At 35.5% G+C, this 11,543-nt stretch carries 8 protein-coding genes and 1 pseudogene; 3 read left to right on the top strand and 6 right to left on the bottom strand.

The genetic code is table 11. The features are described 5' to 3' along the window. The 6 genes and pseudogenes from ACN0TV_RS16275 to ACN0TV_RS16250 form a co-directional block, all read right to left on the bottom strand. Window positions 1-543: pseudogene (locus ACN0TV_RS16275) on the bottom strand (hypothetical protein); the annotation flags it as partial. Between the two features lie 357 nt (window positions 544-900). Further along, entirely contained in the window at window positions 901-2,475 is a 1,575-nt protein-coding gene (locus tag ACN0TV_RS16270; protein ID WP_417237405.1) for a DndE family protein, read from the bottom strand. After that, entirely contained in the window at window positions 2,465-4,570 is a 2,106-nt protein-coding gene (dndD, locus tag ACN0TV_RS16265; RefSeq protein WP_417364288.1) for a DNA sulfur modification protein DndD, read from the bottom strand. The genes ACN0TV_RS16270 and dndD overlap by 11 nt, the downstream gene beginning before the upstream one ends. Next, window positions 4,567-4,746: a DNA modification system-associated small protein gene (locus ACN0TV_RS16260; protein ID WP_035480018.1), complete on the bottom strand. Its 180-nt coding sequence runs from the start codon at window positions 4,744-4,746 to the stop codon at window positions 4,567-4,569. The genes dndD and ACN0TV_RS16260 overlap by 4 nt, the downstream gene beginning before the upstream one ends. Next, entirely contained in the window at window positions 4,743-6,935 is a 2,193-nt protein-coding gene (locus ACN0TV_RS16255) for a hypothetical protein (protein WP_417237407.1), read from the bottom strand. Before ACN0TV_RS16255 ends, ACN0TV_RS16260 begins: the two co-directional genes overlap by 4 nt. Before the next feature lie 582 nt (window positions 6,936-7,517). Beyond that, window positions 7,518-7,931 carry a helix-turn-helix domain-containing protein gene (locus ACN0TV_RS16250; RefSeq protein WP_417364285.1) on the bottom strand — a complete coding sequence of 138 codons (414 nt, stop codon included), beginning with the start codon at window positions 7,929-7,931 and terminating at the stop codon, window positions 7,518-7,520. A 124-nt stretch (window positions 7,932-8,055) separates the two neighbouring features. Between ACN0TV_RS16250 and ACN0TV_RS16245 the strand changes: the two genes are divergently transcribed. The 3 genes from ACN0TV_RS16245 (at window position 8,056) to ACN0TV_RS16235 (ending at window position 10,771) form a co-directional block, all read left to right on the top strand. Beyond that, on the top strand, window positions 8,056-8,244 hold the full coding sequence (locus ACN0TV_RS16245) for a hypothetical protein (protein WP_417364283.1): 189 nt from the start codon (window positions 8,056-8,058) through the stop codon (window positions 8,242-8,244). A gap of 6 nt (window positions 8,245-8,250) precedes the next feature. Continuing rightward, the gene (locus ACN0TV_RS16240) at window positions 8,251-9,018 is read left to right on the top strand and encodes an RNA polymerase sigma factor (RefSeq protein WP_417364281.1); all 768 of its coding nucleotides are present in this window, start codon (window positions 8,251-8,253) and stop codon (window positions 9,016-9,018) included. Between the two features lie 658 nt (window positions 9,019-9,676). Beyond that, entirely contained in the window at window positions 9,677-10,771 is a 1,095-nt protein-coding gene (locus tag ACN0TV_RS16235; protein WP_417364279.1) for a hypothetical protein, read from the top strand. Window positions 10,772-11,543: the final 772 nt, after the last annotated feature.

Below are 11,543 nucleotides of genomic sequence, written 5' to 3'. Positions count from 1 at the left end.
TCTGTGCCATTTGTGTGCAGACGCGGTGCTTATTGCCGCAAGGAGCTGGAAGTGGGTAGCGTTTGATTTGCCTTTTGGGGGAACTACTTTGAGTTGCGGGATTGAAATGGTGATAAGCTGTTTGTTCTGATCTGTAGTGACAACAGGGGTGGCGGGAAAAATACGATTGAAAACTTGTTTTTTCTGTAGTTGAAAACCTATGAGGGCTTCGGGCATGTTGTACAGACTGGCTTCACGTTCCCCTAGTTTCCCCCTCCCCTTTTGGATGATTTTCCTGCAAGTACCAGAGAGACGGCTGGCGAAGCGAGTGTCCTTAAATATTTTTTCGTTTTCCCCGAGGCCGTTGCGGATTGCCTTGGAAAGGATGGATGCTCCGCCAAATTCTATTGCATTTGCTTTTACCGTTGCAAAGCGTGGATCGTTATATATTTGGTCTTTAGTAGGTGGATTGGAGCGACGGGCAATATACTCTCCATTGAGGAAATAGTAGGTCATTCCTTTTATGGTGCCCACGATTTTTATAATGGATTTTATCTTAGGCATTGACCTGTTTTTTAATAGGTTATAAACTACAAGATAGGGAATTTTTAGTAGTTAGAAGTGGGATTTCAGTTGTGAGTTATCTGTTATCTGTTGTGGGATGCATTGTAAATGTAAAATAAATGGGCAGGCTTTATAAAAGCGCGCCAGGGGGATATTGGGTAACAGTTAACAATTAACAATAATCAATAAATCCAACCAATGTGGCTAGTGCGAGCGACTCGCTCTTGCAGTCAAAGTTTAGTGACTAAAATTTGGGGCGCAAAACGTTGTGGGGGACACGGGCGGGACGCCCGCGCCAGCAAGGGTGGTGGCTTTGAGCGAATTGCAAATGTGTATGGCTTTGAGCGTTGGCCTTTTTCAGCTCAATGTTTTTTTCGTTCTCCACCATTGGTTAAGTTCTATAATTTGTGGGTCACTAATGTTAATAAGTCCTTTTCCAGAATCTAATTTTTTAATTTCAGTTTCGAGTTTGTATTTGCTACTTGGTGTCCCTAAAAATCCGCTTATTGATTTATAATCTTTATTTTGAACGTTTAGACAAATTGGTAATTTAACTTGAGATGTAAAATCGAAATTTCTTGTTTTATAATCTTCAACACCTTGTGATAGCATAACAACAATTACGCCTTTAGACCTTAAAAGCCTTAATAAATCTTCCAAAGCCTTATTTGCATTTTTATTTTTTAAATAAATATGTGCTTCATCTATTACAATAACATAAGTAAGTGGGTGAATGTGGCCAACAGGTTCGCAATCATTTGTCGAACTAAAGTAAAAATGAAAATATCTTAATAGCAAGAAAACAATTAACTGTCTTAAAGTATCAGACAATGCTGGCGGTAAATTCAGATATAAACTACTGTCTAAAATATTCGGATTGTCATTACTACAATTAAAGATGTTAGTAGTTAAATCTTGAATACCTGCATAAAGTGTATCAGGTTTTTTATTGTTTTCTTCGTAGTATTCTTCTAAACTTTCAAAAAGTTCATTTATAGTTGGACAAGCTCCTTTTTTTTCATCAAAAAGGTCAGTTATCACATTCATCAGAATATTTTTTTGAGCGACTCCAACGCTCGGAACAAATGTGGCAATCGTATCCACAAAAGCCTTTATACTAAATGGCCTCTGTCTTTCATCTGTACTAATCGATAAAAACGGATTAAATTTTAGGCCACCATCATTTACAATGTCAACAAAATTGCATTTAGTGGCTTCTAAAAATGGTTTTAACTGCTCTGGATTTCCTTCTCCTTTATAATCAAAAAAGATAAATTTGAGCTCGTAATTTGTTTTTGACGAGATTTGATATAAAATATCTTTCATCAATTGGGTTTTGCCAGAACCTGCCATTCCTGCAATAGCAATATTTCTATTGTCGAATTCTCTTAAATCGTTAATTCTTATTTCTACGTTTTCGCCATCTTCGGTTTTACCTAAATCGAAAGATAGAGCTTCATCATATTCCTTTACGTCTTTCTTTTTCAGATTAGAATAAGTTTTTACATTTTTCTTTCTCAAAGCAAGGCCACTTTTTACAGCCTTCATCAAAATTTCGATATGGTCTCCTTTTGAAACATTGACTTTATCAATTTTACTATCAAGCAAATTCAAGCCGTGATTTAAATGAAGTTTAAAAAGTTTTGCAAAGTCATCCTCGAAAGTACTTTTATTGTAATGTTGGTCGAGAACAGCTTTATAAATCGCGTAATTAGAAGTATCGTCAATTACAGAACCGAAAATTGTACGACCATCTCTGAATTCTTTACCATCCGAAGGTGGCAATATTTCTTTATCCAAATCAAATGTTTTTCCAGTCATTAAACTGTACGAAAAAGCTATACGCGGAACTATACTGTCGTTTTTAAAATTATATAGCGATTTGAGCTTATATAATAGCTCATCATTTTCTTTACTTATTTTAATCCTCATAGCTATGGAAATATCCTTTTTTAAGTTCTGTATTTATGCCGTCGTTGACAAGTAGATAAGATTTTGAGACGCTCTCTGAAATATCATTGAATCTCTTTGGGGTAATTTCATTGTTTGTAGAAAGAATTACTACTTGCTCCGATAAATCTGGATAATAATAGAGAAGTATATTTTTGATGTGTTCGTCATCTAAACGTCCTAAAGGTGTGTCAATAAATATTGGAAGACTTTGAATTGATTCTTTCAAAATCGCTTTAATTAAACTTGAAATATAAAGTTGTTTTTCTCCTTGGGATAGAACTTCTTTCTTTATTTCCTCATCGTCAGAATTATAAAGCGTTATTTTCATTCCGTTTCCTTCTGCAAGAATAGTTACTTTGATATCGCTAACAAATTGACTTCCTGAAGTATTAAGTTTGTGCATTAATTTTTGCATTTCTTCGAGAATGTTTTTTGCCAAACTTTCTTTTTTCTGTTCTTTTTGTTCAAAAACAAACTTTTTCAAAACATCCAAATATTCGGCACTTTTGGCAATCTTCGTCTTGTTCTTTTTATTGATTTCGACTTTTTTAAGCAAGTCTTGATAGGATTGATTAAGTCGCTTAACATTCATTTCTTCTTTTGAAATATTCGCTTTATTCTCTCCGATTTTTTGATTTGCTTCTGAAAGTTGAAAATCAGCTTTCTCTTTTTTGCTATTATATTCTAATATTATATCATCTTCCAAATCAGCATCAACTTTATTTAAAGTATTGGTTAATTCGGATAATTTGATTTTTGTAGCGTTAAATTCATCGATGGTGGACTCAAAAAAATCTTTTGATTGCGTGTTGACCAAATCAATAGCATCTTGAATCATTTTTTTATCAGCATTGCTTAAATCGTGTTCAAATGCTAAATCTGCATCATCGTTGTTATCTTGTTGATTAAAAAGTTTATGGCTCAAGTCTTGCGCCTTTTCGAAATAGAACATTTTGTCTTTTAGCGAAAAAGAGGAATTTTCGGGTTCGGGTGGTTTATTGAATAAGAGTTCAATGAATTCTTCAATTTTTGCAGAATTTTCAGAGGCGATTTTTCCAAAAACTGAATTGGATTCTTGTAAATCCAAATGCTCATTTACTTCTTCAAGTTTTCCAGATAATATTGTAAGTGGTAATATTTCACTTAATTCATTGAATTTTTCAGCTAATTCAGTTTCTTTTATTTTGAGTTCGGTTATTTCAGTTAATATCTTTTCTCTATCAAATTTTGAATTTCCTTGCTTACTTTCGCTCGAAATTAAGTTGTCAAATTCTCTAATAGCTTTTTTAAGTTCATCTATTTTTTTCAGGCTATCAGCATTTTCCTCTTCAAATTTATCAATAGCAATTTGCGATAATTTTATAGCGTTTTCCTTATCCGCAATTTGTTCTTGTAAGTTTTTTGTGGCTCCTTCTTTTTTTAGATTATTAATGTAAGTTTCAATATCATCAATCAAGGTTTCGTATGTGTCTAATCCTAAAATTTTACCAAGCGCATCATTTATAAAACTACCTTCCTCTTTGATGGATAAGTTTGCTATTTCTGCTATTTTTTCAGCATCAAAGAATACGAATTTGGCGGCATCGATAGGAATTATATAATCGTTAATGAAATTGATTTTATCTTCATCGTCATTGAACAATTCCATATTTGAAATTGGGTCGATGATATGCAAATCCTCAATCATTGTAGATACATTGAATTGCCTTTTGATAATTACAGAATCTGCTGAATTTGAATTCAACATTTTTAATTCTGGTAATTCTGTCTCATCTATACGAATCGTTACGGAAAACGTATCAATATCTTCTTTTTTTGCAGTCCAATTTATAGACTGTTGCATAAATGAATTATAATTCTTTTCCTTTTGGATTTCTTTTTTAAAATGGTCGTCTATTTGTGATAATTTGTCTCCATACAAGCACCAAACTATTGACAGTAACAGATTGGTTTTTCCATATCCATTCCGTCCACCTATAACTACAATATTTTTTTGGTCATCAGTAGCTAAATCAATAGGCACATTGCCGTAATACTGCCTAAAATTTTCTATATCTATTTTGCTGAATTTCATTTGGTAGCCTTTTCTATGGTGTCATTAATCTTTTGAAAATGATAATTGTTCCGTTTAAATAATTTTTTGGTTTTTACCGAATCAATAAGAAGTTTTAAGGAATCGAAATCAATACCTTTTTCCTCACTTATCTCTTTAAGTCTTTTGTTCTGGTTTTCTTTGGTTTCTTTTATCATATTTTTTGTTTTTGAAGTAATAATGCCACTTCAATTAATTTTTGCTTATCGTTTTCATCTAATTCGCCAGCTTCATATTTTTTTCTTTCCTTATAATGAAATGCGTAAAGATTCTGTTCGCCATTTATACTTGCATTGGGAAGTCTCGAATTTTCCTGAACAAACTCTTTCAACACAGCATAACGTTCATCATTGTTAGTCCTTCTTTTTCCTAAAGAATCTTCAAACTTATCAGCAAGGGATTGAATTATATTTGCTTGGTGTTCATTCAATTTGTTCTTTTTAATTCTGCCTTTTTGAACATTAAACCATCGGTAGAGTTTTTCCTCTGCCTCTGGACATCCGCTTGAAAAAGGTAATCTCTCATTTTCTTTAACAAATTGGTTTAAATCATCCAAGCTTTCTTCCCACGTTCGTTTTGTTGATGGTGCAGTTTTACTCAATAAAATGTATTTGTCTGAATATTCTTTTGAAGTCAAGCCAATGAAATAGTTTTCAAAAAAAACAAAAGTTCTGGATTCATCAACGTATAAATTATTATATATGCTTTTTGCGTTTGTTTTTGGGCGAAATTGTTTCACATATTTGGCGATTTCCTTTTGATGTTGAGGCTGGTCAAATTCCAAAAGAAATTCCTTGGAAATGGTTCTTATAGTTCCTCCTTTAAAATTCTCAAGCTCATTTTCCCATTTCTTTAGGCCAAAAATACTTTTTCTGCCAACTGGCACAAATCCGTGTTTTCTTTTCATTGAAACCCTAATTTTTGGTTCGTCAGTTTCATAATTTGGGTGTAAATGATTGACTGCAATAACTATATCCTTAACTTTAGAAGGTTTACCAAGATGTTCTAATGCTTCATAAGCATATTCATACGCCAATTTAGAAGTGTTTCTTTTAAACGTAATATTATCTTCCAAATCAATAATGATATTAAGCTCATTAAAAATGATTTTTTCGGCAATTGGTATAATCTCGTCAAGCATTTCTATTTGGTAGTTTGTAAGAAATTTTGACAGATAACTTTTGAAATTAAAAGTATAAGTTTCAATAATCCTTTCTTCATATCGTGAACTTATATCATCCAAAAAGTATTCAAATCTGAAAGACTTTGAAATTTGTTTTTTAACAAGGTAAAATGAACGCCAATTATGTCGGTTTCTATGATTAAAATAGTTTGTTTGAAGAACGTCCTCAATATTACCAATTAATGAATAATCATCAGAGCGATAAATATATAAGATATATGTCAAGAAACTTTTTGAAAAGACAGTTTGATTTACTGTGTTGATTCTCTTTTTTAGTTCATCATCTATGAAGATAAAAGATGAGTTTTCTTCGATGCCGTAATTTGAATATAGGTCATCGTTAAAATTTTTCAGAAAATTAAAGTTAGTAGAAAATTGTTCGAGGCAATTTTTTCTCAATTGTCTTACTCTCTCCCTTGATAAATCAACTAATTCTGCGATTTTGTCAAGTGTAATTTCTTCCGTGTTTTCGTAAACATCGAGTGATTTTTTGATGATTAAAGTTTCTTTGCCATCAAAAAAAGCATTCTTCTCTAAAAAGAAGTTTGTTAATTTAAATATTGATTCAGATTCCAAAATTTCATTTGGAATTTGCTTAATTCCAAAAGTCTTTTGAATTAAAAATGAATTTCTCAAAATTGTGAGTTGTCTGTCATCATCTATCTTCGAAATTTCATCGAAAAAATCTCTGACAATAGATATATACATTTCAATTTCAGGAACAGATTTTTTCCCAACATTTTTCATATTGTTTACATCAAGATTTGCATCAAGAATTCTACGGGAAAAATTTTTTATTTTGAGATTGTTTTGAAGATGCGACTTAACTGCATTTTGACTTCTAATCGATAGGCTGGAAGTATTTATAAAGATAAAACTGTTTATGACTTCTCTCTGTTTTCTGGTAAGTTTTGAAGTAAGTTCCGCAAAGGAAAGTTGACCTTCTTTCTTATCTGTGGTTTCTGAATTTTCGAGAAGTTGGGTTTTGCAAAACTCAATTAATTCTTCATTCGTGCCATCTCCACAGTTTCTTAATTTTTTGAAAGACAAATTTTTAGAATAGTAATCTACAATTAGATTGAGGTTATACAGATTATTATTGCCACAAACATTATATGCTCTAACGCTCAAATACTTTTTTTCTAAAATTTGGTTTAGGGTCATTTATACTGATTAGTTTTGGCTAAATGTACTTTTTTTCCGATTAATTTTAATACGGTTTTCCTCATTTTATTGAGCGCAAAGGCAAAAAACAGCTCTTTTATTTTTTTTCAGCGTTGGCTGATGCGTTGGGAAAAAAAATGAATGTGCTGTTTGTGCGGCTGGCTTTTCAAGACGATGTTTATTGGTTTGCTCGATTTTTCTTGCATTATGCACAACTAGTAAATACCAACATGCAGTTTATTTCTCATGTCTCCGTTAATATTAAAGGGTGCATTCAAAAATACATCAAAGGCAAACCCACAGCTTACGGAAAACCGTAAAGGGGGCTTATATAATCGGGGAGAATATCAAATATAGCAATAATCAGTTAACAATGAACAATTAGCAATTGTTTTTAAGCTGTTGGCAAAGTGGTGAGTAAGTGAGTATGTGAATTCGTGAAGGGTAAAGAGTGAAGGGTTTTTGGGTCTTGGGTTGGAAGTAGTGAAGGACAGGGTTGTGGCCAAATACTTTTATATGATTACTCATTATTAGAAAGGAGCGCGATAATTAAGTTTACCTAGTCTCAATTGTTGCTAGGTTTTACTTTTTCTCCTTCAAAACATTGTTAAGTTCCTTTTCAGTTAGCTGAAATTGATCTGTTAAGAGTTTTATTGCCTTCTTTATTTGACTGCCGGATTCGCTCATTATTTTATCGGCTTCGGTAAGTACCTTTAGTTCATCTTCCAGATAAGTCAATTTCTTACGGAGGATGTAGGGGCTTTTTGCTTCGTTTACCTGAAGTTCATTATCAGTAATCATTGGCTCCTTGCCACACAATAGCCATGAGGGATTTAATTCTGGACATTTATTGTATAAAAGCTCGGCATCAAATGATTTTCTACCCTTCCAATTTGAATATACTTGTGGAGTAATTCCTAAAAATTTGGCAAAGTCCACATCCGTTTTAAAACTGTAGTAGTCCTTAATCCTATCCAGCATTATGGCTTTATCCATAATAATAAACTATTTGTGTGTAAAAAATTTGTATAATAAACAAAACGTTTATATATTTGATTTTCAGTTTAAATATTTGTTCCATTCTCGGGAACAGATTATTTAATCTGTAAATATAGTTAAAATGAAGCAAACTTATAACGCAACGCTCGTAAAGGCGCTTGCCAAAAAGTACAAGATTTCTCCCCGCTATGTCCGTTACTGTTTGAAAGGAGAACGCTCTCCTTGCTTTGCTGATAAAATCAAAAAGGATTATAAAAGATTTATAAGAAAGATAGAAGGTATTATCGAAAAGGAATGTAAATCATTATAGGATTATATGAAACCCAACACCTATGAACAACTAAAACAAGGCTGTCCCCACGCCTTAGCCGCCATTTACGCCCAGTACCGCAGGCGTATCTTTGGCATGGGCAGATACCTGCTGCGTGACGACTTTGTGGTAGAATGCCTGGTGCAGGATGCCTTTTTAAAACTGTGGGTGCACCGCGACCGCATCGAGGGGCCGGACCATATCCTGTTCTTCCTGCTGTTTGTGATGAAACGCGAGTGCATCTCCTACTACACCCGCCCCAGGAACGATTTCCACAGAAAGATCCGATCCCTTGAAAGCTTTGACAACTACCTGGATTATATGGCGGGCTACGACCCAGGTGCCGATATGGAGGCACAAAACTCACAGGCCAAGGACCAACAGGATTTTGAGCTCGTACAAAGCGTCCTCCCCCTCCTCGATGCCGAGGGCAAACATTTAATCGAACTCTGCCTAAAATACGGCTTTCAATACAAGGCCATCGCCCAAGCCATGGGCACCAGCATCACCGATGTCAGCCTAAAGATAAAACGCGCCATTGCCACCCTCAAGACCATCATAGACCAAGGCGGTACGCCAAACAGTGCACAAAAATCCGCCACCCTGAAATTCCAGGGCACCATGACCCCCGCACAGGCAGAGATACTGCAGCTGCGCTGTGAGAAGAAGTTCTCCTTCGCCGCCATAGCCCAAACTCTCAATCGCCCCGAAAAGGAGGTGCACCGGGATTTTGTGGTGGCGTATCGGGTATTGGAAAATAGGTGTGAAGTTTGATCGGTGAAGGAGAAAAGGACGGAAAGGAGGAAGGGACGGAAAGGATGAAGGGACGGAAAGGATGAAAAGATGTGGGTTTTGTGAATGCGTGAATGCGTGAATGGGTGAAGGAGTTGTGGGTTGTGGGTTGTCGGTTGGAATTAGTGAATAGTGTATGGTGAGTCTGTGAATTTGTGAATACGTGAATTTGTGAATACGTGAATTTGTGAATACGTGAATACGTGAATACGTGAATACGTGAAGGTGTGATTTGGCACTTTTTACTTTAAACTTTAGAATTTAATATTTGAAATTTTTCGAGGGTTCTTGTTGACCCGTAGGGTGAGGTTTTTGGCACTCACTGAATGCTTTGGCATATACAACGGCGTGGGTACTCTCATTTATTGGCTTTAGGCTTTAGACCGTAGGCTAGTGCTGTGAATGGTGAGTATGTGAATAAGTGAATTTGTGAATATGTGAGTAGTGATACTTAATTTGAGAATAGTGATTGGTGTTTGGGACTTTATACTTTAAACTTTAGAATTTATTATTTGAAATTTTTCGAGGGTTCTTGTAGACCCGTAGGGTGAGGCTTTGGCACTCACTGAATGTTTAGGCATATACAACGGCGTGCGTACTCGACTTTTAAATTGACACTAACCAAACAACTGATAATGAAATGGAAACAATGAAATTAACCCGGAAGCTGCAGCTAATTGTAGACCTACCGGAAGGGGAAGAAAGAGAGGAAGCTTTTAAAAATCTTTACCGCTGGCAGAACCGTGCGTATCGTGCGGCAAACCTTATTGCTTCCCATCACTACATTCAGGAAATGATACAGGAGTTTCTGTACCTGTCGGAAAAAGTGCAGTACAAATTGGTGGATGGAAAAAAGGACGAGTTGGGCATCTTTAAACAATCCAGAAATAACACTACCTACCGGTTGGTATCGGATCGGTTTAAGGGGGAAATCCCAACCGACATCCTCTCCAACCTCAACCGTGCCCTTCTACTCTCTTTTAACAAAGAGAAAACAGCTTACTGGAAGGGCGAGCGTTCGCTAAAAAACTTTAAGAGGGACATGGCCTTTCCCTTTGCGCCCGATGAGTGTATCCACGGTCTGCACTATAACGAGGAAAAGAAGGCCTTTTGCTTTCGGCTGTTCAAAATTCCCTTCCGTATCTATTTGGGCAAGGATTTTACCGATAAGCGCAAGCTGCTGGAACGGGCTATCGCAGGGGAGACCAGCATCCGCACTTCCCATATAAAACTCAAGGATGGCAAGATCTTTTGGTTGGCGGTGTTTACCATAGAAAAGGAAAAGCACCAACTAAAATCAATGATAATCGCCGAAGCTTCCCTCTCACTCGAATATCCTATAGTGGCAAAGGTGCATAGAACCAGGCTCACCATTGGCAGCAGGGAGGAATTCCTGTATCGCAGGCTCGCAATACAGGCGGCAAGAAGGCGTGCCCAGGCAGGCGCCAAAAATTCGCGCTCCGGACATGGCACCAAAAGGAAACTAAAGGCAGTGGAAAGCTACCGTGAAAAGGAGCGCAACTATGTGCACAACCGACTGCACCTATATAGCAGACAACTTATCGACTTTTGCGTAAAGCAACAGGCGGGCACGCTGGTATTGGTAAATCAAGGGGACAAAATAGGCATCGCGAAGAAAGAAACCTTTGTGCTGCGAAACTGGAGCTATTATGAGTTGATGGCGAAGATAAAATATAAGGCTGAGAAGGCTGGGATTGAGGTTGTTGTTGAGTAGTTAGTAGTGAGTAGTGAGATGTGAGGGGGTGAATGGGTGAATGGGTGAGTTAATTTAAATAAAAATAGAATCGACAACTAATAATTAAGAGAGAAGAGAAACTGAAGCTTGAGGGTGCTTGTACACCCGTATGGTGAGGCCAGAGGCACTCACTAAATGATGAAGAAACATATACAACATGCGAAAAACATCATTTTTTTTAAGAAGCTCTTTAATTGATTGTTGAATTGTGTAATTGTTAGGGGTGAAAGGGGAAGGACAAAAGGATGAAAAGGATAAAAGGATAAAAGGATGAAAAGGACAAAAGGATGAAAAGGACAAAAGGACAAAAGGACTAAAAGGACTAAAAGGACTAAAAGGACTAAAAGATTTGAGTTTTGTGAATTAACACAAGATATAAATAAAAACAAAAAAAGCCCATCCATATGGATAAGTTTCTCATCGGTTCTTCCCGATAGCTATCGGGATTAAACCACAAGCCACTTTAGGTGACTCAACACTACTTCATTATTATTTCTAAGATGATAGAGATGTCATCCTTCAAAAGCATTAAGGGATTTTTACGATACTTGTTCATTCTAAAGATTTGCTAATTTTTAATGTGCTTATCCTGTAATCAAGATAATAGAAGTATAATATCTAGTCGTATAGGATGAACATTAGGCAGTATTTTATTTCATAAACAACGAAAATGAAGTATTCAATTACTGCTGAAAAAATTTTTAATACCACCACATTTTTTTATCTTTATTGTGTTTCGATAAATTTTAGT

Source organism: Galbibacter sp., assembly GCF_048266365.1.
Taxonomy (GTDB): domain Bacteria; phylum Bacteroidota; class Bacteroidia; order Flavobacteriales; family Flavobacteriaceae; genus Galbibacter.
This window is presented reverse-complemented; position numbering and strand designations above follow the sequence as displayed.

Coding starts and splice junctions, on each gene's coding strand:
- ACN0TV_RS16270 (WP_417237405.1), bottom strand. CDS start 2,475: ATGAGGATTAAAATAAGTAAAGAAAATGATGAGCTATTATATAAGCTC.
- dndD (WP_417364288.1), bottom strand. CDS start 4,570: ATGAAATTCAGCAAAATAGATATAGAAAATTTTAGGCAGTATTACGGC.
- ACN0TV_RS16260 (WP_035480018.1), bottom strand. CDS start 4,746: ATGATAAAAGAAACCAAAGAAAACCAGAACAAAAGACTTAAAGAGATA.
- ACN0TV_RS16255 (WP_417237407.1), bottom strand. CDS start 6,935: ATGACCCTAAACCAAATTTTAGAAAAAAAGTATTTGAGCGTTAGAGCA.
- ACN0TV_RS16250 (WP_417364285.1), bottom strand. CDS start 7,931: ATGGATAAAGCCATAATGCTGGATAGGATTAAGGACTACTACAGTTTT.
- ACN0TV_RS16245 (WP_417364283.1), top strand. CDS start 8,056: ATGAAGCAAACTTATAACGCAACGCTCGTAAAGGCGCTTGCCAAAAAG.
- ACN0TV_RS16240 (WP_417364281.1), top strand. CDS start 8,251: ATGAAACCCAACACCTATGAACAACTAAAACAAGGCTGTCCCCACGCC.
- ACN0TV_RS16235 (WP_417364279.1), top strand. CDS start 9,677: ATGGAAACAATGAAATTAACCCGGAAGCTGCAGCTAATTGTAGACCTA.